Source organism: Candidatus Manganitrophus noduliformans, assembly GCF_012184425.1.
In the GTDB taxonomy this organism is placed as follows: domain Bacteria; phylum Nitrospirota; class Nitrospiria; order SBBL01; family Manganitrophaceae; genus Manganitrophus; species Manganitrophus noduliformans.
In genome coordinates this window covers 978,877-1,000,126 of sequence record NZ_VTOW01000001.1, presented here as the reverse complement: position 1 = coordinate 1,000,126, position 21,250 = coordinate 978,877, and the positions used below count along the sequence as shown (strand labels likewise).

Genomic DNA, 21,250 nt, shown 5'->3' with positions numbered 1-21,250 from the left:
GGTCGTGTTTTCATCCACCTCTCAAACGGAATTATTCGAGGTTCTCTCCTTCGGGCCGGGAATCCCCCCCCAGGGGGAGCGGATTTCCATTCGGATCACCTCGGAAGGGGTGATTCTACGTCCCGGCGGGCCGGATGAGGAGACCCTCCTCTTCGAGCGCCTCCGGATCACGGCCGGCGGATTCGATCATGACCAGATTACGCTGACCTGGATGAAGCGGCAGGAAACATGGTCGCTGATCCTCTCCGATCCCCGCGCCAAAACGGCCTTCCTCGCCGCCGCTCCCTCCTTTCTTGCACCGCAGCTGAGACAATGGCAAAAGCAGACTTCCCGCGTCGGACGGGGAATGCGGTTCGGTTGGTTTCTCCTCGGACTTTTGATCCTCTCTCCCCTCCTTCTCGGACTGGCGCTCTGGTGGCAGTCGGATGCGATCGCCGAATGGGCCGTTCATCGCATTTCCCACACTTCGGAGGTGAAGTTCGGAGATCTGATCTACGCGCAAACCCGGCCCGGCCTGACCCTTCTTCCGGAAGGGGAAACAACGAAGATGATCGAGGAGATCGGAAGCCGATTGACGCAGGGGTCCCCCTATCCCTTCAAATGGCATGTCGCCGACGATCCGACGATCAACGCCTTTGCCATCCCGGGGGGGCATATCGTCGTCTTTACCGGGCTGATTGAAGCGGCCGAGTCGCCCGAAGAGGTCGCCGGCATCCTTGCCCACGAAGCCGAACATGTTCTTCAACGGCACAGCCTGAAGGGAATGGTTCACCAGCTCGGATGGCGTGTCGTTCTCGCCCTCCTCCTCGGCGATATCGGCGGGGGCCGGTTCGGCCAGGCGGCCGCCCAGCTGCAAATATTAAGTTTCGGGCGCGATCAAGAATCCGAGGCCGACCTCAAGGGTCTCGCCCTCCTGAAAGGGGCAAAGATCGACCCGAAGGGAATGATCACCTTCTTTGACCGGCTCTCAAAAAAAGAGGGAGCATCGATCGCTCTCCTCTCCACCCACCCCGCCAGCGCCAACCGCGCCGAGGCAATCCGGACCGAAATCGCCCGGATCGGCCCCTGGAAAAGCGAGCCGCTTCCGTATGACTGGGATGCGATTAAGAAAGGCTTGATGAAGTAGCGCTATCCCGCCTCCACCGCCGTCTGACACTTCGAACAAAACCCATAAAACGTCACCGACAGATTCGCCTTCTGAAAGTCGTGAATTTCCTTCAACGCCTTCTCGACCTTTTCGAAGAGGTCTCGATTCCCCTTGACCACCTTCCCGCACGCCTTGCAGATAATGAAATGGTGCACCTGCTGCTCGAAGATGAATTGATACCGCTTTCCCTGCCCCGGGACGGTCAGCTCTTGGATCACGCTGAGCTGCTTTAACATCTCCAGGTTACGATAGACGCTCGATCGATTGATGCCGGGGAGCTTGTCCTGAAGATGCGCCTGGATCTCCGGGAGGGAGAACTGCCTCGTGGAATGATCGATGAAATATTGAAGCAAAAACCGTCGGGCAGGGGTAATCCGCTGCTGATTGTGACGAAGCACTGCAATTAAATCTTTATGTTTTTTCATTGCCTCTTCTCCAGCGCCGATTCATGGCTGCTTACCCTTGACGATGCGCTTTCCAGATGCTACATGACTCGCCACGCAAATGCAACATTTATTTAATTGCGACATGTTGCATTAAATGGTATCTTATACGGTGGGCGGGAGAGGACCCTCCGCCCGTTTTATTCTCCGTTAAGATAAGGACTTGAATGAAGACTCACTTCTTCACACCGCCGGCTATCCCCGCCGATCGATTCTGGACCTTTTTGAAATCGAACTACCTCGTCGATGTCTCCGGCGACTTCTGGGGAGGGGTCACCTCCGCAGTCGTTGCCCTCCCGTTGGCGCTCGCCTTCGCCCTCGCTTCCGGCGTCGATGCCAAATACGGCCTCTACACCGCCATCGTCGCCGCCGTGGTGGCGTCGGTTTTCGGGGGATCGAAGGTCCAGATTACCGGCCCGACCGGAGCGATGGCGGTCATCCTTGCGGGAATCGTCGCGCAATATGGCATCGAGAAGCTCTGGGTCGCCGCCGTCTTGGCCGGGATTATCCAGATCGCCCTCGGCCTCTCCCGGATGGGACGGTTCGCTCTCTACATTCCCCATCCCCTGATCGCCGGCTTCACCAATGGGATCGCCGTCATCATCTTTGCCGGCCAGTTGAACAACGCTTTCGGCCTTCAGATTCCCGCCGCGGGCGGGTCAACCTTCTTTGAAGGGCTTTATACGACACTGACACACCTCCCCGGCTTGAATCTTTCAGCCCTTCTCCTCACCGCCACGGTCGTCCTCATCATGCTCTTTATGCCGGTCTCCATCACCCGCCGCGTGCCGGCTTCTCTTATCGGTCTGACCGCCGCCACGGCCGCCGCGGCCCTCTTTCAACTGAATGTGCCGACGATCGGCGCCATTCCGCATGTTCTTCCGATGCCCCATCTTCCCGCCGGCGCTTGGGGAGACCTTCACACACTCCTCCGTCCGGCGTTGGCGCTGGCCGCCCTTGGCTCCATTGAGTCGCTCCTCTCGGCGGTGGTGGCCGACAGCATGATGGCCTCCGAACGGCACGACAGCAACAAAGAGCTGTTCGGACAGGGGCTGGCCAACATCGTCACCGCTTTTTTTCAGGGAATCCCGGCGACCGGGGCGATCGCCCGGACGGCGGTGAACGTGAGGAGCGGCGCCAAGTCGCGCCTCTCCAGCATCTTCCATAGTCTGGCGCTGATTCTGATCATGTTTTTTTTCGCCGAATTCGCATCGCATATCCCCCTTGCGGCGCTGGCTGGGATCTTGATGGTCACCTCTATTCGGATGGTCGAATGGGAAAACACCCGGGCGATATTCCGCGCCCCGGAGGCGGATCGGATCGTTCTGCTGATTACGTTTGCGGTGACCGTCGCCTTCGATCTGATTCTGGCCGTCGAGATCGGACTGATCGCCGCGGGGCTTCTCTTTATCCGCCGGATGAGCGAGCTCGGCATCATGAACCAATCGGTGGATGAGATCGTCCAATCGCCTGAGAAGGCCGCCCCGATTCAGGTCTGCCCCTATGTGGTCGTCGTCCGGATCGCCGGTCCCCTCTTTTTCGGCGCCGCGGAAAAGTTCATGAATGAGATCAAGAAGCGGATCGACATGAAAGTGTTGATCCTGCGCCTGGGGCAGGTCAATATGATCGATGCCACCGGGGCGATGGCCTTTCGGGCCATCATTGATCATACGGAGCGGATCGGCGCAAAGCTCTACATCAGCAGCCTTCAGCCCCAAGTCCGGTTCGTTTTGACGCAGATGGGATTGATGGAAATGATCCCGGAAGGTCGGGTCTTCGATCACGCCGACCAGGCGATCCGGGCGGCCTCAGAGCAGATGGAGAAAGAGGTCTGCACCGGCTGCCGTCATTACGTGAACGAGCAATGTGATCTCTTCGAAAGACCGCCGGAGGCCGCCGGCGTGTAGTTCGATTCCCCCTTGCCAATGAAGCGTCCCCGGCATACAATCATCTCATGCATCTGATCATCGACGGTTACAACTTCATCGGGAGGCAGAAGGGGCTTCGGGGGGATCTGGAAGGAAAACGGGCCCGCCTCATCGAACAGCTGACAGCCTACCGCCAGATCAAAAACCTTCCGGTTACGGTGGTCTTCGACGGAAGCGCGAAGGGAGCGGCGGAGCGAACGGGCGGGATTGAGGTGATCTTCTCGGGGTACGGAGAGTCGGCCGACGACGTGATTGTCCGGATGGCCGAAGATTTCCGGGAAGGCTGCACCGTCGTCTCTTCCGATCGGGCGGTGCGGGATCAAGCCCAGCGGAGCGGCGCCGTCGCGCTCTACTCGGGAGAATTCGAGACCCGCCTTCACGCCGCCCTTCACCAGGAGGGAACCCCGCCGACAGAAAAACCGCTTGATGAAACGGAGCCTCCCCGGCCGGCCGAGAAGAAGGGGAATCCGCGCAAACTTTCCAAAACAGAGCGGCGTCGCCAAGGACGTCTGAAGCGGCTCTGATCCACTTTCGAATACACTGCTCACTTCAGATCAAAAAACAAGAGAAGAAAGATGGCAGTCAAGTCCTGCAGAAAGTGCATGACCATCGGCGCGACGAGGCTCCGCCGCCAGAAATAAACGAGGCCGAAAACAAAGCCCATCACCCCCACCGTGACGACCCCGGCCGTCCCTTGATAGCCGTGCCCCAATGCAAAGATCGCCGACGAAAGGAAGAGCGAGACCGTTGGATTCCGGGTAATCGCCGTAAAGCGGAGGAGAAGATACCCCCGGAAGATCGTCTCCTCGGCGACGGCGACGACGATCACCAGCGCCAGGGCCAAAAGCATCTGCCCCGCGGTCCGCTCCGGCAGAAATGCGGTGGGCGGGGTGGAAGGGGCGGAGAGTCCCGCCTCTTGCAGGGCGCTCCCAAGCAGCGCCGCGCCGAAGAAGAAGGGGATGAAGAGGGCGACGCCGAGGGCGGCCTCCCGCCCAAAACGGTCGAACCGCCAGCCGATCCAATCGACCGGTTCGGCATTTCGCCAGAGAAAATAGAAAATCAAGCTCACCAACGCAAGATCGCGCAAAATGGTTCCGGATGCCATCAGGGCGAAGCTCAGACCCGCTTGCCTCGACGAATAAAAAGAAAAAATCATCGAGGGGACAACCAAGAAGAGAAAGACCGCCGCCTCGATCTTCTGCACCTTCAGTCCGAGCGGGCGGCCCGGCGCTGAGACGAACTCGTCTTCCTCCGACGGCACAAGCATCTTTTGCTCCTCACGGACAAACCGTTCGAAAACTCCCGACAGCTTTTAGCCTAAAGGAGGGAAGGGTGCGGAGTCAATGAAGGGTCTTTGAAAGTAACCGCCTAACGGAAGGATCTCATGGACCAGGCGGAAAGATGGACTTAAAAATACTGGGCTTTCTCTTTGAAAACCTTCATAATGGCGATCGTCAACCAGATTGTTCCCCCTCCCCAAATCAAGGTCCAGATGAGAAGCTTCAGCCACTCTTTCATGGAGCGACCCGGCCGATCTTCTCCCTCCTCGGATTCCTCATCCTCCGGCTCAAGAAGTTTAAACCGCCTCATTTTTCATCCTCTGATTTGGCATTTGGATCTATACGATCACCCAACGTCGATCGGAGACACAGGACTGTTTCTATATACCCTATCTTGAATCGCTTCGCAATCCATTTTCATCCATCCGCGATCGCCAAAACAGAGGGTCTGAAGAGAGACCGTCAAATGGCCGTTGTTTTGTCATTCTGAGCAGCGCGAAGAATCTTTTTTTTGTCCGATGACGAGGAGAGGAGATGCTTCGCCTTCGGCTCAGCATGACAAACCATAATATCAGTTAGTGAATATCGGTTGGAACAGGTGGAATCAGGCGAGGAGATCAATCACACCCTTTTGCATTTCATCGGTGGTTTTGAACGCGGCGAGGCTCATACTGAAGGTATATTTTGCGAGGATCTGCTCGACGGCCTCTTCAGCTAGATCGACATTGGAAGCTTCGATCACTTCACCCTGGGGGGATCGATAGGAAGGTCCTGACTCCGTGCTCTTTCCGATCTCAACGACAACGCCGCCGGTGACCCCTTCGCTTAAAAGGACCCGATCTTTCTTGAAGCCGTCGGTGCTGAGATTGGCAACATTATTTGCCGATGCTTCGAGTTTTTCCAGACCGGCACGGAGACCTGAAAGAGAAGCTCCTAATGGTGAAAGCATCTTTTCCTCCTTACCTCACTTATCGGCAGGCCTTGAGAAAAACTTGAGGAGGAAAAGAGGTTTTTTCTGATGTCCTCGAAATAGCTTATAAGAAATTGAATTTGCTGAAATATAGAAGTCTAAGTCAGGGTATATTGGGGGCCGCTTCCCCCCTCCGGCGGGGTTAAACGGCCTCCCTTGGCTCCGATGGCGCCGCATTGGACGCAGTTGGTCGGGTTCATCCGGACGACCTTTTTCCCTTCGGCATCGGTTCCCCATTCATAGACGTTGGCGGGGCACATGTGAATCCAGGCTTCCCCCACCTCCTCCGGAACGCGCACCTCCAGACGGAGGTGGTTGGGCTGGTTGTCGCGGCTGCTGTTTCCGCTGGCGTGGACGCTGGTCAGTTTGTCGAAGATGTACTTCCCATCGGGCTTGGGATACTCCCTCTTTTCCAACAAAAGCGGCTCGTCGGCATCCCGCCGCGTCTGAAAGCGCCACCCCGGAAAAGCCCCGCCGGTGACCGTCATCAGCCCCGCGAGCAACATCCCCGGCACAAACCCGTGGTCGAACGCCTGGCGCATGTTCCGGACACGATGGAGGTCTCGGAGAATGAAGCTCTTCCGAACGGCGGCATCGTATCCCGAAAGCGCATCAGGCTGACCGAGATCCTTTCCCGATTTCAACGCCTCGAAGATCGCCTCGGCGGCGAGCATCCCGGAAGCCATCGCATAGTGAATCCCCTTCAGCGCCGGGACATTGAGGAACCCCGCCGAATCGCCGACGAGCAATCCCCCCGGGAGATGAAGACGATCGGGAACCGAATAATAGCCTCCTTCCGGGATCGTCTTTGCTCCCCATCCGTTCTCAAGCCGCCGGCCCCCTTCCAGGATCTTCCGGAAGAAGGGATGGGTTTTCATCAATTGCAGCAGATCGTGGACCGACGTGCAGGCGTTGCGGTATCCGAGGCCGACGACAAGGCCGAGCGAAACCAGGTTTCCCCCCATCGGATAGAGGAAACTTCCCCCGAACTCGTTATATTTCTTTTCACCCCGGAGCGGCCATCCCATCGTGTGGATGACCTCTTCAGGAGGATGGGGAACTTCCCAGATCTCCTTTACCCCGAGCGAGTAGGTCTGTGGATTTAGGCGGGTGATCTCGAAGTGGGCAATCGCCGTTTGCGTCAGGTGCCCCTGCGCCCCTTCTCCGAGAACCGTCGCCTTGGCAAGGATCTCGGCCCCCTCCTGAAAATTCTCCATTGGCGCGCCGGTCCGATCGCGTCCCTTGTCGCCGCTCTTTACCCCGCGGATGGCGCCGTTTTCGACCAGGAGCTTCGCGCCGGCGGTCTCGCTAAAGATGGAAACGCCGAGCGCCTCGGCCTGCTCCGCGAGCCACTTTCCGAACCGGCTGACCGAGATGACGTAATTTCCATGGTTGCGCATCGTCGGCGGGAGGGGGACTTTATACTCCTTCTCCTGGGAGAGAAGATAAAGCGCCTCTTTTTGGACGGGGACTTCGAGCGGGAACTCCCCTTCTTTCAAACCCGGGAAAAGTCTTTTCAGCGAGACCGGATTGAGGATCGCTCCGGCCAGGAGATGCGCCCCCGGATATTTTCCCTTTTCGACGATCGCAATCGGGAACTCGCCAAGGGCCGCTTTCACCTCCGGCGCCTGATCGAGCAATTGCGCAAGCCGGATCGCCCCGGCGAGGTTCGCCGGACCGGCCCCGACAAAGAGAATGCCGACCTCGATCCGGTTCTCCGGGCCCGACGTGACCGGCGAGATGAACTCCCCCGGCCGCACGGGGGGAGGAAATTCGGATGGCTTCATCGATGCTCCTTCATCGGAAAGACAATCTCTATGATACCTTCTGTCTTCGGTCCGCGCAAGTTGATTGTGGCTGTGCTTGAGTTAAGAAGTAGACTCTATATTTATCCGCTTCATTTATCCGCTTCCTATTGACGAGGTCGCGTTCGAAGCGATATGCAAAGAGGAACCAAGCAGGATCAATTTCTGCAATCGCTTTCATTCTCATTTTGGGATATCCCTTACCTCGTTCTCCCTTTAATCCCAAAACAGTGATTTCATTTTATGGTATGGAACTTGCGTTTAGACACACGCATCAACCGTTCGCTCCATCAATGTAAATGTATTCTGTTTGTCGTCGAATATCTTTTATCACCCTTCTTCCAACCCTCGCCTTTTTACTCTCCGCCTGCGGGAGCGGCGGAGGGGGCGACCCCTCCCCATCCGGGAATGCGCCCGGGCCGATCTCAATCCAAATCAGCCCGAACGCCCCGACGATCCAGACGCAGGAGACCCTTCAGTTCACGGCAACGGTGACCGGCAGCAACAACGCCGCCGTCACCTGGAGCCTTTCGGAAACGGAGGGTGGGTCGATCAGCGCCGAGGGACTGTATACCGCGCCTGAGATCCCCGGCGTTTTCCATGTTGTCGCAACCAGCCAGGCCGATCCAAGCCGGCAGGAGACTGCTACGGTCACCGTCGTCGACCTCTCCGTCCCCCCGCCCCTCTCGATCCGAATCACCCCCGAGGCGGCTCAGATCGCAACAAACCAGAGTCTTCATCTTACGGTGACGGTTGGCGGCTTCGATTCGAACGTTGTCTGGGAAATCGAAGGGGGTGCGGCGGGCGGCTCCCTCATGCCCGAACAAGGAGGCGCCCTCTATACAGCCCCCGGCGTGGAGGGAACCTTCCACATTGTCGTCTTCCCGGAGGCCGATCCCTCCGTCCGGGCGGTTGCGGCGATCACCGTTGTGACGGCGCCTCCTCCCCCTCCTGGAATCGCAGTCCGGATCATCCCGGAGGCGATCTCCATCGAAACCGGCGAGACGTTCCGTTTTCAGGCCTCCGTTACAGGAACCGCCGACGCCTCGGTTTCCTGGACGGTCCAGCAGGGGCCGCTCGGCGGATCGATTGATACCGCCGGAGCCTACACCGCCCCCGACCGCCCCGGCAGCTATGATGTCATCGCCACCAGCCGGGCCGACCCCTCAAAGAGCGCCCGAGCAACCATCACCGTAACCGCTCCGATCATGGTCAGCCTCACTCCGGCGGCCGCGGCGATCTCGATTTGGCAGCAGCAAACATTTCAGGCCGCCGTCACCGGGAGCGACAACCGGAACGTCGTCTGGTCGATCCAAGAGGGCGCGGCCGGTGGAACGATCACCCCGGGCGCCGGGGGCCGGGCAACTTACACGGCGCCCGGCGCAGAGGGGATCTTTCACGTGGTGGCCACCAGCCAAGCAGACCCTAGCCGAACGGCGACCGCCGCCGTCACCGTCACCGCCCGGCCGGTCATTTCCGTCATGATTCAACCCGAGACGGTCTCCCTTTCTTCCAATGAACAACAGCCATTTACCGCCACCGTTAATGGGCATTCCAACCGATCGGTTGTCTGGAGCGTCCAGGAAACGGAGGCCGGTACGATCACCGAGAACGGCCTCTACACGGCTCCGAACCGGGAAGGGACATTCCATGTGGTCGCGGCCAGCGGCGCCGATCCGGCCCGCCGGGCGATCGCGACGGTGACCGTACGGACGTCGATCCCGGGACGCACCGTGGAGCGGGTCAGCGTCGGCCCCTCCGGGACCGAGGGAAACGGCCTCAGCCGGCGCCCGTTCCTCGGCGGAGACGGCCGCTATGTCGCCTTTGAATCGATCGCATCGAATTTGGTCCCGGGAGACACCAACGGTGTCCAGGACCTCTTTGTTCGGGATCGGGAGGCCGGCACCACCCGGCGGGTCAGTGTCGACTCCGCCGGACGGGAGGGAAACGACATCAGCTTCGGCTCGAAGATGAGCGGCGACGGCCGGTTCATCATCTTTGAATCGCAAGCGAACAATCTCGTCCCGGACGACACCAACGGGTTCACCGATATTTTCCTTCATGACCTTCAAACCGGGACGACCGAGCGGGTCAGCGTCGGGGCGGGCGGCGCCCAGGCCGACAGCGCCAGCGGCTACGCCTACGTAAATCGGGACGGTCGCTATGTGGTCTTCTACTCCTTTGCGGACAACCTGGTCCCTGGAGATACCAATGCGGTCGGAGACATCTTCATTCGCGACCGGTAGACCGGGGAGACAACCCGGCTCAGCGTCGGCGACGCCGGGGTGCAGGGGAACGAGATCAGCTTCTGCCCTTCGATCAGCGATGACGGCCGTTACGTCTCCTTCATTTCCTATTCGACCAATCTGGTCCCGGGGGACACGAACGGCTCCCCCGATATCTTCGTCCATGACCGTCAGACGGGGAGCACCCGGCGCGTGAGCGTCGACTCCCGCGGCGTGGAAGGAAACCTGCCGAGCATCGACGCCAAGATCAGCGGGAACGGCCGGATCGTCGCCTTCTACTCCGAGGCTTCCAACCTGGTCGCGGGCGATACAAACCGGGTCGGAGACCTCTTTGCCCATGACCTTCAAACCGGGACGACCACGCGTGTGAGCATCCGTTCAAACGGCGCGCAGGGGAACCGGATCAGCTACGATGCCCGGATCAGCCGCGACGGGCGCTTCGTCGCCTTCGACTCCGATGCAACGAATCTGGTCGAGGGGGACACCAACGGACAGGGAGACATTTTCGTTCACGACCGGCAGACGGGAACCACCACTCGGCCCAGCACCGATCGGAGCGGCGTCGAAGGGAACAACGGCAGCCATGCCAGCCGGATCAGCGGCGACGGCCAATTCATCGCGTTCGATTCGGAGGCAAGCAACCTGGTCCCGGGCGATACGAACCGAGAGACGGACGTCTTCATCGCCTCGCTTCCATGAACCGTCCCGGTGCACATCCACGTTGAGTTCGACCCGAATTTTTGAGAGCGGATGCCCAGCCGGGCGATCCGTCCCATTTGCATTGATTTAGCAGAGATATGCATCCGCTTGCCTCCTTGTGCCCTTGCACCCTTGGCGGCAGGAGGGCGCTCCCTTTGGAAGCGGATGCTAAATCCATTCACAAAGACGTAGTTTTCCTCATCTTTAAGACCTATTCTTACACGTACATACAAGAGGCACTCCCTTTGCAAACTTTACCAACTTAGCAAAACGCGATCCTCCTGACGGAGCAAGACAAATACCAGGCAAAACAAATACCGGAATAGAAGGGAAAGATCTGGTTTAAACATGAAACTCAACGAACCCCTTTTTTCAGATGGCAAGGTCGGCCGATCGATCCGCTTTGGGAAAGGGATCGGATACGGTCTGGCGATTCTCTTCTGTCTTGTACTGTCTGCATGCGGAGGAGACGGAACGGAGGATCTCAACGGGCCCCGGGTGATGGAGACCAATCCTGCACCCGAAGCGACCGGCGTTCCCCTTTCGGCCCCGATCGAGGCCACCCTCTCCAATCGCGTCGACCCCGCCACGGTCAACAATGACACCTTTATCATCACAGGCGTTTCGGGAGAGGTGAGCTACCAAAATGGAAAGGCTGTCTTCACCCCGTCCATTCCGCTCTCCGACGGAACCACCTACCATGCGGTTCTGACCACGGGGATCAGAGATCTCGACGGCGTTCCGCTTCCGGAGAATTTTATCTGGTCTTTCACCACGGGAGGCGCCGGCGGCGGGGGACCGGATCAGACCCCGCCTGAAATCGTCTCAACCGCTCCGGAGGAAGGGGCGACGAACGTAGCGATCGATGCGCCGGTCCGGGTGGTTTTCTCCGAATCGATCCGTCCCGAGACCCTTCGGACCGATACCTTTTTCATCCGGGGGGTTCCCGGCGAGATCCGCTACGACGAGTCGACGCGCACCGCCACGCTGCAGCCGCTGACGCCGCTCGCGCTCCAGGCCCGATACGAGGTGACGGTGACCAACCAGATCACCGACCGGGCCGGCAATCCCCTGCCCGCCGCGCAATCATGGTCCTTCACCACCGCCTCCCTTCTCGATCTGTCGCCGCCGTCGATCCTTTCGACCGCCCCCGGAGACGGAGAAACCGGCGTTGCGGTGAACACTTCCATTCAAGCGGTTTTCAATGAAGAAATCGACGGACAAAGCCTTTCGTCCAACTTTGTTCTGCAAGGCCCGGGCGGAGGAGAGATCGCTTCGTCGATCCGCTACGATTCGCGGACCGCAACCCTCACCCCCAGCGCGGCGCTTCAACCGGAGACAACCTACCAGGCGGTCGTCCGGAGGGGGGTCTCCGATCTCAGCGGCAACGCGCTCGCAGCCGACGTTCGATGGTCGTTCACCACCGCGCAGACGAATCCTCCGCCCCCGCCGGCGGAAGACCGGACCCGGCCGACGGTGATTGACCGGCAGCCGACCGGGATCGATATCCCCCTTTCAAGTCTCGTTACCGTCCGGTTCAGCGAGGCGATCCGGCCCGAGACACTGGCGGGCAACTTCATCATCACTACGCGGGGGAGAGCGATTTCCGCCGAGATCGGGTACCATGCCGCCTCACGGACGGCGACGATGATCCCCTCCCGGTTAAGACACGGCACCACCTACACCGTGGTCCTGACGCACGATATCAGAGACTTGGCCGGAAATCGCCTCGAACATACCAGTTGGACCTTTCGGACTGCGAATCGTTCCGACAACGATGATGACGACGATTGAGCATGCCCGATTTTTGACGCCGTTTGCGAAGGATGCCGCTCGCCATTAAAACCGTAGAGATCAAAAAAACATCGGAACCTGTCTCCTCCCCTTCCACGCCCAAACCGCCGGTCCTGGCTCGCGTCGGCCCTCTCGGCCCCTTTCCCCTGAATCTGATTTCCGCGTTGGTGGTGATCTTCACGCTGCGGTGGACGCGGGAGGTCCTCATTCCGCTGGTGATCGCCCTCTTTATCAGCTATTTTCTCGATCCGATCGTCGCCCGGATGGAAAAACGGAAGATTTCCCGCGCGGTCGGGACCGCCGTTTTGCTGACGGCGATCGTCGCGGGAATCGGCTCCGCAATTTACGGATTGGGGGATCAGGCCGATGCGATTTTGGAACAACTCCCTGCGGCGGCGAAAACGTTCAGTCAATCGCTTCGGGAAGGCCGCAGCGACCGGGAAGGGACGCTGAACAAAGTTCAGAAAGCGGCCGCCGAGATCGAGAAGGCGGCGGCCGAAGCAGCCAACGGCGCCGCGCCCCAAGGAGTGAAGCCGGCCCCCGCGCAGGCCGCCCGGCCGGGATTGGATCTCCGCAACTATCTCTGGGTCGGAACGGTCGGCCTCGTCGGGATGGCGCTGCAAGCGGTCATGATCCTCTTCTTGGTCTACTTTCTATTGGTTTCAGGGGATACGTTCAGGCGGAGGCTGGTTAAAATGGCCGGCCCCTCTTTCGCAAAAAAAAGACGGACACTGGAAATCCTCGATGAAATCAACCTGCAGATGAAACGGTTTTTGTACGTGCAGGTAATCACGAGTTTGTGGATGGGGGTCGCCCTCTGGCTGGCCTTTCGGTGGATCGGCCTGGAGAATGCCGGCATGTGGGGAATCGCCGCCGGCATTTTGAAATCGATCCCGTTCCTGGGGGGGACGGCGATCATCGGAGGGACCGCGCTGGTCGGATATCTTCAGTTCGGAACCCTTTCGATGTCGCTGCTGATCGGCGGGGTGTCGATGGGGCTCAAAAGCCTGGAAGGACTTCTCGTGAGTCCCTTGATGACAAGCAAAGCGGGCCGGATCCACACGGTTTGGATCTTTGTCGGCATCTTTTTCTGGGGCTGGATTTGGGGGGTCTGGGGACTGCTCCTCGGCATTCCGATCATCATGGTCGCCAAGGCCGTTTGCGATCGGATCGAGGGCCTCCGGCCGATTGGGGAATTATTAGGAGATGAACGCCGCGCGCATTCGTCAGGGGGCAACCGCAATGTCACCCCCTGACGTGCCGCTCACCGGCAAGTGTTCACCCGCCTAGGCCGCTTCCGCCAGTTTTTTCTTTTGGGCTTCCATTCGCTTGCCGAGATCTTCCAGCTGCTCTTTGGAGAAGGCCTCCCGCGCGCTTTTGAACATCTCCCCTTCTTCTTCCTCGACATGGTGCTCCACGTTTTCCTGAAGCACGGAGAGTTTTGCCGTCCACTGCTCGCTGTCCCTCGACAAGGCATCCATCTCGTGCAGGAGCTGCTTGATCACCTTGTGTTCCTCAAACCCTTCCAAGGTCACTTCACGCGTTTCATTCGCCTTCTTCAGCGCCGGATAAAAGATCTGCTCCTCGATCTGGGCGTGAATCTCCAATTCCGTCATCAACTTATTAAAAAGCGTCTCCCGTTTTTTGATCGCCTTCTCTGTCGTTGACTCCAGCTCTTCGAATAGATCGGCGACCTTCTCGTGATCCTCTTTCAATAGTTTAAATGGGTCCATGTTTCCTCCTGATTCTTTTAACTCGAACTCAACTTTGACCGGACCCGAAGGTCCCGGCGCTTTTGGTTAACGCAATTTCAGTGCCCGGCATTACAGTCGGTTATTTCTTTTGTGAGCGTCCTCACATATCGCCGAACGGAATTTCTTCATCCCTTATTTGCAAACGTTTTTCTACGCCCTTTGGGTAGCGTTAGATTGACGCCATCCACCCGAGGATCGCTCCCCCCACAATCAGCCAGGTCGAATTGACTCTATAGCGAACGAGCAACCCGAAAGAGATCAGGGCGATCAGAATCGTCAAGGGATCGGTGAACGAAGCGCGCCCCAACTGCCAGGTCACCGCGGCCATCAAACCGAACGATGCGACATTGACGCCGTCCAACAAACCGCTCGCCCAGGCCGAGTTTCGTATCCGAGGGATCAACGGATTTGAAACGGCAACGAAAATGAAGGAGGGAAGAAAAATACCGACAGTCGCCAGAAAGGCTCCCGGCAAATCGCCGAGGAGATAGCCGATGAACGTCGCCGTCGTGAAAATGGGCCCCGGAGTCACCTGCCCGATCGCGACGGCATCCAATAATTGCCGATCGGTAAGCCAGCCGAAGCGGACGACGAAATCGGCGCGCAAGAACGCGAGGAGAACATACCCGCTTCCATAAAGGACCGCGCCGATCTTGAGGAACGTCACGAACATCAAGGGAAGGCCGAAAGGAACCGAAACCTGCGACAACCCCGCCGCCGCGGCCGGAATCAGCAGGGCACCCGACGACCGGCCGCGAAGCCGCCGAGCATTCTCCACCAACATCACGACCCATCCGCCGGCAAAGAGCAAGGCGATTTCATGAATGCCCGCAAAGTAGAGGGCGAGAACGCTTACTCCCACAGCGAGGGTCAGCGGGCCTTTGACCGCTTTTTGTCCCAGGCTCCAAAGGGCCTGAACGATGATCGCAATCACGACCGGCTTGATGCCGTAGAGCAGCCCTTCGGCCTGCGGGGTGGCGCCGAACCGGACATACCCCCATGCCAGCGCCAGGACGATGAGCATGGCGGGGACGATGAAGCAAACCCCGGCGACGATCAGCCCCGGCCACCCGGCCCGACGAAAACCGATGTGAATCGCCATCTCGGTGGAGTTCGGGCCGGGAATCAGATTCGTCGCGCCGACCAGATCGAGAAACTCTTCATCGCTGAGCCATTGGCGCCGCTTCACCGTTTCGTCGTGCATCAGGGCGATGTGGGCCGCGGGGCCGCCGAAGGCGGTCACGCCGAGCCTGAGAAACAACGCCGCCACTTCGGCCACTCTCTGGGACAACGATCGGTTCCTCTGATGAGGTTGCTGGACGAATCGGTTTAGACTGTGGCGGAAGCCGCTCCACGCCGGTATTCGGTCCGGAGAGAATAAAGACGCATTGAAATCCTATTTCTTACAAAGTGCCTTTTTGTAGAGGCCATGGACCGATTCGGGGGCGATGGCGGCCCACTTCGGGTTTTGGGGAGAGACGGAATCAAGCTGCTCCCCTTCGCGGGTATAATCGTCGCTTTGTAGGATGCGCTTTACATCATTCACGCAGTCGATCTCCATGACGGTGAGGCTGAATCCGTAGTTCTCATATCCCTCCAGGTTCATGCCGATCTGCTTTCTGACGTTCAGCAAAAAGTCGCGCCCCTCTTTTCCCTTGGGGTCGACCTTGATCGCAACGCGAACGAGCCCCTGAGGAGAGTGAAAGATGCTCTGCTTGTCATAGAAATGCTTAAATCGCTGATCCTCCACAAAGAGGGTCCACTCCGCCGCGTCGGCGTTGAGCCGAAACGCGCCGAGTAAAATAAAAAGGGCGAGAAACCCTGTCGAGATCACTTTCATTCGAAAATACTCCTTCTTCTATTCAAGTCGACCGTTCCGGGACACGATCTATGTACCATATTTCAACAAAAATAAAAATGCCGCAGATGGCTTCATCTGCGGCATTTTTATCAAACAGTTCCGGTAGGGGCAGACCTGCGTGTCTGCCCTGATCTTACAATTCAAACAGCAAAGAACAAAGACGGGCGCACACACCGGTGCGCCCCTACTTGTTTCAGAATTTGAAGCGGAGCAGATAAAAGAGGCCATGCTCCCCCGGGGCAACCGCCAGCTCCACCGATCGCTTCTCGTCCAGCCCGAGAAAGGCGTCGTGGATGAACCCGGTGATAAATGAAGCGAGCGCGGCGCCAGCCAGGATATCTCTCGGATAATGCATGTGGCTCTCCACCCGCGCCCACGCCGTCAAGGCGGCGGTGGTCCTCAACCCGACCCCCAAATAGAGCCGCTCTCGGCGGGAGAGGGGAAGCGATTCCAGATTGCGGAGTGATAATTTTGTAAAAGAAAAAGCATGCGCGCTGTGCGCAGATGGGAAACTTTTATCGCTCAGTCCGTTCGGTCGCTCCCGTCCCGTCGCACTCTTTAGGCCCGCCGTCGTCTGGGAGGTCGCCCAAAACGCGGCCCCGCCGACCGACAACCCTTTCAGCTTCCAGAGCGCCCACCTCCCCGGATCATCCCCGCTGGGAGTGAATAACGAAGATCCGACCGCTCCCGCGGCCGTCGCCATCAGAAGGTAATCACTCGCCTTTTGTGCATTCTCTTCGGAACCGAAGACGGGGGTCTTCTCGTAGGCCCACTCCGACACCCGTTTATCCCAGTCGCCGATGCTGAAGACGCCAGCCCCGGCGGCCGGAACCCAGGTGTCCGGATCTTTCAGCGCATTGACGGCGGCCTTCTTAACCCGTTCGCCGTCCGGGAAGAGGGTTGCATCCTCCCCCCAGCCCCGCCCGTTCGGCAAGGTGCCGCAGCCGGAAAAACTCACCCAAATCATCAGGTGTAAAAACAGGTGTAAAAATATGACGAACCAGTAACGTCGGATATCGGTGTCTCGCTAAAAGTTTCTTCGAGAAGTGTAACAAGGATTTCAAAAAATGGAGGCGGGTGGGGGGAAATAGTTCATTGTTTAGTCGGAATTTTAGAGACTTTTGAGGGTTTTACGATCCTTAGTCACTGCCGAACCGGCAGACAAGCGCCCCTCTGTGAAAACTTGACCATACGTCCGCAGCATCGAACGAACAACCCGGGCAATATCTATCCAACAAGGCGACAGCGAGTGGCCATTCACCGCTAAAACAGGACTCAAGAGGGCCCATCCATCGTTCTTCGATCGCGTCAAACGCTGAAATTCCGGAAGAAGCATTGGAACAATTCTTGCTTTTTCCTATCTGAAAAAACGCACGGCTTACGATGCGCATGAATCTTCAGAAAAACCGGATGCCGGCACACACCCGATCACTCAATATGAGTACGGTGCGACGCGTACTCATCGATATCCTCTGTCAATATAGCGTGTCCAAATAGCGTGTCCAACACTGCTCAGGATAAACCATCCTGATCCTTGGCGCGGAGAGGTTTACAGGTACCGGTGGAAGCCGGGCGCATCCACCGCGCCCGATCGGAGCGGATCGCTGGACGGAAAGGAGTATGATGATGGCAAACCAAAAGGATAAAGAACAGAAGAGTAAGGAGGAGAAACAGCCGGAAGAAATAAGGGGGGTCAAGACACAAGATCTGCAAGGCGAAAAGGCCAAGCGGCACGAGAAAGAGCTAACAGATGAAATGCTGAAGAAAGAGCAGGAGCGCGCCCACAAGCATGGACTGGAACCGGCAGAGTCGATCGAGAAGCCGGAGGAAGCGAGCACATTCGTTCGGGGTGAGCTCCCCCACTTCGCGGGGATCAACACCTTCCTCAAAGCCCCTTTCTTGGAAGACATCAACCAGGTGGGAGAGCACGAGGTTGCCGTAATCGGCTGCCCGTTGGATACCGGCACCACCTATCGTCCTGGACCGCGCTTCGGTCCCGAAGGGATGCGCCGCATCTCCGGGCTTTACACCCCCTATTACTATGAGCTGGGGATCGATCTGCGGGAGCAACTCGATATCGTGGACGTCGGCGATATCTTTATCACGCCAGCCAATATCGAGAAGGCATTCGATCAAATCACCAAAGCGGTCGAATATGTCCGGGGTCAAGGAGTTTTCCCCGTCATTCTCGGCGGCGATCACTCGATCGGATTTCCAACTGCGCGGGGGATCATGAACGCCTTCGGCAGAAAGATCGGCATCATACACTTCGATCGCCACATAGACACACAGCGTAAGGATCTCGACGAGCGGATGCATACCACCCCCTTCTACTGGGCCGCCCACGAGAAACATTTCGACATGGGAAATCTGGTGCAGATCGGCATCGGCGGTTGGCAGGTGCCGCGTCCCGGCGTGGAAGAGGGCCGCAAGCAAGGCTCGCTGGTCATCACCGTGGAAGACATGGAGCGTCTCGGCATCGAGAAGACGGCCGAAATGGCGCTGGAGACAGCCTGGAGTAATGGCGCGGAAGGGGTCTATCTCTCCTTCGATATCGACTCTATCGATCCAGGCTTCTGCCCGGCGACCGGCTGGCCGGAACCGGGAGGTTTGTATCCTCGTGAAGCGCTGGCGCTCGTGAAGCGTTTTGCGAACGAAGGGCTGCTCGGCATGGAGATCGTCGAAGTCTCACCGCCATTCGACGTGTCGGATATCACATCGCTGATGGGGGTGCGGCTGATTTGCGATGTCTTGGCCGCTCAGGTGGTTGCGGGTAAATTGGGCCGCACCCGCGCTGGAGAGCCGCAGACAGAAAAAGCGCGGCAAACCGATCAGCGTAAGGCGGCATAAGAGCCGGACCGATTCACCTAAAAAGCGCGTTTTATCCGGGGGGCGGCCGTCGAGGTAAGACGGCCGCCCCGCCACAGCAGGAAGATCTGATGTTCGCATCAATTATCGCCGCCATCGGAATGTGCGCGGACGGTGTCGCGGAGGGACTCTATGCCGCCCGACATCGCTTTAGCGCCCGCGCGGCAGGAATCGGATACGCGATCGGCGCCATCCTGGCCTGGTTTTACAGCGCGGTCACCCCGATCACCTTCACAGTCGAAAGTATCACCGTCGCGGCGAACGGCCTTAAAAAGCGGCCGCAGATCTTGTATGTGGTCGCGCTTTCCGCCGTCCCGAGCATTCTCCTTGGCCTGTTCGGACTTTATTCCACCTTCGTCAGCCTGCTCGACCCGGCGGTCATCGCCGGGGTCATCGCGGGGGTCGGCATCATCTTGACGCGCGTCGGCGTGCAATACCTTGGCGAGAAACCTGCGATCGCAGGCGCATCAACGGCGGCCGGGATCACCGCGTATATCATTACAGACGATCTGGTGCCGGTGATCGTCGCTTCCGTGGTGGTCGGCGCGGCGGCCGCCCACTTCTTGCCCGATCGCTTCCTCTCAAAATCAGGCGACAAAGAGGAGGAGGGTGGAGAGCAAAACCAACAAAACAAACAAAATAAAGAAGACACGGAAGAAAACGAAGAGACGGGCGATCAATGGGGGCTCATCCCGTTCAACTGGCGCGAGATGTTTACCCGTCCGGTTCTCATCGGGGCGTTTTCTGTCTTCGCTCTGCGTACAGGGGCCATCTTCTCTTACGACCGGGTCAACTCAGAGCTCGCCGGCACCGAACCGACGCTCGACGGCGTGACACTGATGGCCGGACTCGGCAGCCTCCTCAGCGCGCTCTTCGGCGGGCCGCCGGTGGAAACCACTCCGGCGCCGATGGCGGCGGCGCCTCAGCCGGTTTTCTCAACCGTCCTCTTTATGGCGCTCATGTCCGTTATCACCCTTCTGGGATGGGTCACCCGCATCGGAAAATATGTTCCGCTCCAGGCAATCGCAGGGTTTCTGATCGTATTGGGTGTCCCTGTGATCATGCCGGAGAACCTCCCCGGCGTGGCGGAAAACCCGCTCGCCGGCGGCACCGCCCTGGCGGTAACCGCCCTGACCAATCCGTTTTACGGTATCCTCGTGGGTGAAGCGGTGGCCCTGCTGATAGAATATGGCATCGTCGGCGGGGGGTGATTTCCGGCACCCCCATTCTGAACCATCGTTGAGGATCGCGCTGGCGCATGATCGCGGGAGACCGGCCCACGATCTTACACAACATTACACTAAGGCTTCGATACAAATGGATTGCCTTTGATATAAAACCGTAAAAGCCGCCTCGCCCAGTGCCGCGCGTAATCGACGCCAACGCGGGGCCGCTTCACAATCACCCGAGGTTTCTCCTCCGGTACCGCAGCGATATAAAAATGATCGCTCACCAGGTCGTGCCCGTTGAGGCGGCGGTCGATCCGCATCGCCCGGCAGAGGAGGCCGGGGCCTTGAGTTCGCCCCTCGATATTTTTCACCGGTTCGACGGCGCGTATCAACACGGCGGAGGCATGGCCTTCCCGCTCGGTCACGACGTTCATGCAGTCGTAGATTCCGTAGATCATATAGACATAAGCGTGGCCGGGGGGACCGAACATGATCTTCGTCCGTTCCGTCCGCCCTTTGGAGGAGTGCGAGGCAAGATCGTGCGGGCCGAGATACGCTTCGACCTCTACGATCCGCCCGATCCGCTCCACGCCGTCCGATAGGTGAACGAGGTATTTTCCAAGAAGATCTCTTGCGACGGTGACGGCATCTCGATCATAAAATGCGCGTGTCAGCTTTTGCATGGTCGTGAGGAGGACCTAAAAGAAGTTCTCTTGATTGTTCATCGGATACGTCCGGGATGAGGCGCGCGTTCAGCTTAGAACAGATATCGGGCAACCAGCATCGGGCCTTCCGGACCGACGTTCAGGCCGAGATTGAAAGCGTGTTGCGTCTTTTCCTTTTTATCGTCGCTAAAAAAAGAGGTCGCTCCGACACCCAAAGCGAACAGATGCCAGCCGATCATGTTGTGAACAAAAATCTGTGAGCGCGACAGATCCCTCCGGTCGGGCACAACCAGATTATAGACGCAGAGGCCCGCAAAGAGGGAGCCCCCGGCGATGCGCTCTTTGGAGCCCCCGCTTTGGGAAAATGTAAGGGGAAGGAGGACCAATCCGGCCGCGCCGTAACCTCTCGGCGAGAGGGCCGCCAGGCCTGAATTGAGCGCAAAGAGACCTTCATATACGCCGATCAGCACGGCGGCGTTGAGCGTCGGTTTTTTCGGCGAATCATCCTCTCCTTGTGCCTCGGCGCCGTTTGGAAGAAAGGCGAGGAGTGAAAGGGAAAGAAACACGACCGCACAGAATTTCATCATCCTCGTTCCCCGTCCATTTCCCGGAAGAGATTCC

The 21,250-nt window shown here is 58.5% G+C and carries 20 protein-coding genes; 9 read left to right on the top strand and 11 right to left on the bottom strand.

Annotated features, from left to right (window positions below; translation table 11 throughout):
* The first annotated feature begins 4 nt into the window (after nt 1–4).
* A complete protein-coding gene (locus tag MNODULE_RS25230) occupies nt 5–1,126 on the top strand; it encodes a M48 family metalloprotease (protein ID WP_168058341.1) in 1,122 nt (373 codons plus the stop codon).
* 2 nt (nt 1,127–1,128) lie between these two features.
* Here MNODULE_RS25230 and MNODULE_RS04915 read toward each other — a convergent pair whose 3' ends face one another.
* Nucleotides 1,129–1,572 (bottom strand): Fur family transcriptional regulator, encoded by a 444-nt coding sequence (locus tag MNODULE_RS04915; protein ID WP_168058340.1) that lies wholly within the window; start codon nt 1,570–1,572, stop codon nt 1,129–1,131.
* A gap of 185 nt (nt 1,573–1,757) precedes the next feature.
* On the opposite strand from MNODULE_RS04915, the gene MNODULE_RS04910 reads away from it, so the two are divergent.
* Together MNODULE_RS04910 and MNODULE_RS04905 are read left to right on the top strand one after the other, a co-directional pair.
* Nucleotides 1,758–3,497 carry a SulP family inorganic anion transporter gene (locus MNODULE_RS04910; protein WP_168058339.1) on the top strand — a complete coding sequence of 580 codons (1,740 nt, stop codon included), beginning with the start codon at nt 1,758–1,760 and terminating at the stop codon, nt 3,495–3,497.
* Nucleotides 3,498–3,544: 47 nt separating this feature from the next.
* Entirely contained in the window at nt 3,545–4,042 is a 498-nt protein-coding gene (locus MNODULE_RS04905) for an NYN domain-containing protein (RefSeq protein ID WP_168058338.1), read from the top strand.
* Nucleotides 4,043–4,062: 20 nt separating this feature from the next.
* On the opposite strand, the gene MNODULE_RS04900 is transcribed toward MNODULE_RS04905, so the two are convergent.
* The 4 genes from MNODULE_RS04900 to MNODULE_RS04885 form a co-directional block, all read right to left on the bottom strand.
* Nucleotides 4,063–4,785 (bottom strand): CPBP family intramembrane glutamic endopeptidase, encoded by a 723-nt coding sequence (locus tag MNODULE_RS04900; RefSeq protein WP_168058337.1) that lies wholly within the window; start codon nt 4,783–4,785, stop codon nt 4,063–4,065.
* A gap of 140 nt (nt 4,786–4,925) precedes the next feature.
* Nucleotides 4,926–5,108, bottom strand: a complete 183-nt coding sequence (locus tag MNODULE_RS04895) for a hypothetical protein (RefSeq protein WP_168058336.1) — start codon at nt 5,106–5,108, stop codon at nt 4,926–4,928.
* Between the two features lie 294 nt (nt 5,109–5,402).
* Complete coding sequence (locus tag MNODULE_RS04890) at nt 5,403–5,747, bottom strand: flagellar basal body rod C-terminal domain-containing protein (RefSeq protein ID WP_168059213.1); 345 nt, start codon at nt 5,745–5,747, stop codon at nt 5,403–5,405.
* 119 nt (nt 5,748–5,866) lie between these two features.
* Complete coding sequence (locus MNODULE_RS04885; protein WP_168058335.1) at nt 5,867–7,555, bottom strand: electron transfer flavoprotein-ubiquinone oxidoreductase; 1,689 nt, start codon at nt 7,553–7,555, stop codon at nt 5,867–5,869.
* A gap of 317 nt (nt 7,556–7,872) precedes the next feature.
* On the opposite strand from MNODULE_RS04885, the gene MNODULE_RS04880 reads away from it, so the two are divergent.
* The 4 genes from MNODULE_RS04880 (at nt 7,873) to MNODULE_RS04865 (ending at nt 13,568) form a co-directional block, all read left to right on the top strand.
* Nucleotides 7,873–9,819, top strand: coding sequence for a TolB family protein (locus MNODULE_RS04880; RefSeq protein ID WP_168058334.1), 1,947 nt, complete (start codon nt 7,873–7,875; stop codon nt 9,817–9,819).
* Nucleotides 9,820–9,858: 39 nt separating this feature from the next.
* Nucleotides 9,859–10,518, top strand: a complete 660-nt coding sequence (locus tag MNODULE_RS04875) for a TolB family protein (protein WP_168058333.1) — start codon at nt 9,859–9,861, stop codon at nt 10,516–10,518.
* Nucleotides 10,519–10,866: 348 nt separating this feature from the next.
* Nucleotides 10,867–12,312, top strand: coding sequence for an Ig-like domain-containing domain (locus MNODULE_RS04870; protein ID WP_168058332.1), 1,446 nt, complete (start codon nt 10,867–10,869; stop codon nt 12,310–12,312).
* Between the two features lie 32 nt (nt 12,313–12,344).
* Nucleotides 12,345–13,568: an AI-2E family transporter gene (locus MNODULE_RS04865; protein ID WP_168058331.1), complete on the top strand. Its 1,224-nt coding sequence runs from the start codon at nt 12,345–12,347 to the stop codon at nt 13,566–13,568.
* Nucleotides 13,569–13,598: 30 nt separating this feature from the next.
* On the opposite strand, the gene MNODULE_RS04860 is transcribed toward MNODULE_RS04865, so the two are convergent.
* From MNODULE_RS04860 to MNODULE_RS04845, 4 genes are all read right to left on the bottom strand, one after another.
* Complete coding sequence (locus MNODULE_RS04860) at nt 13,599–14,045, bottom strand: hemerythrin domain-containing protein (RefSeq protein WP_168058330.1); 447 nt, start codon at nt 14,043–14,045, stop codon at nt 13,599–13,601.
* Between the two features lie 190 nt (nt 14,046–14,235).
* Nucleotides 14,236–15,357, bottom strand: a complete 1,122-nt coding sequence (chrA, locus tag MNODULE_RS04855; protein WP_181070933.1) for a chromate efflux transporter — start codon at nt 15,355–15,357, stop codon at nt 14,236–14,238.
* Between the two features lie 105 nt (nt 15,358–15,462).
* A complete protein-coding gene (locus tag MNODULE_RS04850) occupies nt 15,463–15,906 on the bottom strand; it encodes a surface-adhesin E family protein (protein WP_168058329.1) in 444 nt (147 codons plus the stop codon).
* A 214-nt stretch (nt 15,907–16,120) separates the two neighbouring features.
* A complete protein-coding gene (locus tag MNODULE_RS04845; protein WP_168058328.1) occupies nt 16,121–16,885 on the bottom strand; it encodes a phosphatase PAP2 family protein in 765 nt (254 codons plus the stop codon).
* A 662-nt stretch (nt 16,886–17,547) separates the two neighbouring features.
* Here MNODULE_RS04845 and MNODULE_RS04840 point away from each other — a divergent pair.
* A complete protein-coding gene (locus MNODULE_RS04840) occupies nt 17,548–18,777 on the top strand; it encodes an agmatinase family protein (RefSeq protein ID WP_168058327.1) in 1,230 nt (409 codons plus the stop codon).
* A gap of 89 nt (nt 18,778–18,866) precedes the next feature.
* Nucleotides 18,867–20,006, top strand: a complete 1,140-nt coding sequence (locus MNODULE_RS04835) for a hypothetical protein (protein ID WP_168058326.1) — start codon at nt 18,867–18,869, stop codon at nt 20,004–20,006.
* 89 nt (nt 20,007–20,095) lie between these two features.
* Here MNODULE_RS04835 and MNODULE_RS04830 read toward each other — a convergent pair whose 3' ends face one another.
* Both MNODULE_RS04830 and MNODULE_RS04825 read right to left on the bottom strand, forming a co-directional pair.
* A complete protein-coding gene (locus tag MNODULE_RS04830; RefSeq protein ID WP_168058325.1) occupies nt 20,096–20,647 on the bottom strand; it encodes a DNA-3-methyladenine glycosylase in 552 nt (183 codons plus the stop codon).
* A 74-nt stretch (nt 20,648–20,721) separates the two neighbouring features.
* A complete protein-coding gene (locus tag MNODULE_RS04825; protein WP_168058324.1) occupies nt 20,722–21,216 on the bottom strand; it encodes a hypothetical protein in 495 nt (164 codons plus the stop codon).
* Nucleotides 21,217–21,250 lie beyond the last annotated feature (34 nt).

Bases quoted from the DNA above. Each gene is read 5' to 3' on its own strand.
- MNODULE_RS04915 (WP_168058340.1), bottom strand. From the start codon at position 1,572: ATGAAAAAACATAAAGATTTAATTGCAGTGCTTCGTCACAATCAGCAG.
- MNODULE_RS04890 (WP_168059213.1), bottom strand. From the start codon at position 5,747: ATGCTTTCACCATTAGGAGCTTCTCTTTCAGGTCTCCGTGCCGGTCTG.
- MNODULE_RS04910 (WP_168058339.1), top strand. From the start codon at position 1,758: ATGAAGACTCACTTCTTCACACCGCCGGCTATCCCCGCCGATCGATTC.
- MNODULE_RS04870 (WP_168058332.1), top strand. From the start codon at position 10,867: ATGAAACTCAACGAACCCCTTTTTTCAGATGGCAAGGTCGGCCGATCG.
- MNODULE_RS04825 (WP_168058324.1), bottom strand. From the start codon at position 21,216: ATGATGAAATTCTGTGCGGTCGTGTTTCTTTCCCTTTCACTCCTCGCC.
- MNODULE_RS04880 (WP_168058334.1), top strand. From the start codon at position 7,873: ATGTATTCTGTTTGTCGTCGAATATCTTTTATCACCCTTCTTCCAACC.
- MNODULE_RS04850 (WP_168058329.1), bottom strand. From the start codon at position 15,906: ATGAAAGTGATCTCGACAGGGTTTCTCGCCCTTTTTATTTTACTCGGC.
- MNODULE_RS04865 (WP_168058331.1), top strand. From the start codon at position 12,345: ATGCCGCTCGCCATTAAAACCGTAGAGATCAAAAAAACATCGGAACCT.
- MNODULE_RS04905 (WP_168058338.1), top strand. From the start codon at position 3,545: ATGCATCTGATCATCGACGGTTACAACTTCATCGGGAGGCAGAAGGGG.
- MNODULE_RS04900 (WP_168058337.1), bottom strand. From the start codon at position 4,785: ATGCTTGTGCCGTCGGAGGAAGACGAGTTCGTCTCAGCGCCGGGCCGC.
- MNODULE_RS04840 (WP_168058327.1), top strand. From the start codon at position 17,548: ATGATGATGGCAAACCAAAAGGATAAAGAACAGAAGAGTAAGGAGGAG.
- MNODULE_RS04885 (WP_168058335.1), bottom strand. From the start codon at position 7,555: ATGAAGCCATCCGAATTTCCTCCCCCCGTGCGGCCGGGGGAGTTCATC.
- MNODULE_RS04895 (WP_168058336.1), bottom strand. From the start codon at position 5,108: ATGAGGCGGTTTAAACTTCTTGAGCCGGAGGATGAGGAATCCGAGGAG.
- MNODULE_RS04860 (WP_168058330.1), bottom strand. From the start codon at position 14,045: ATGGACCCATTTAAACTATTGAAAGAGGATCACGAGAAGGTCGCCGAT.
- MNODULE_RS04835 (WP_168058326.1), top strand. From the start codon at position 18,867: ATGTTCGCATCAATTATCGCCGCCATCGGAATGTGCGCGGACGGTGTC.
- MNODULE_RS04830 (WP_168058325.1), bottom strand. From the start codon at position 20,647: ATGCAAAAGCTGACACGCGCATTTTATGATCGAGATGCCGTCACCGTC.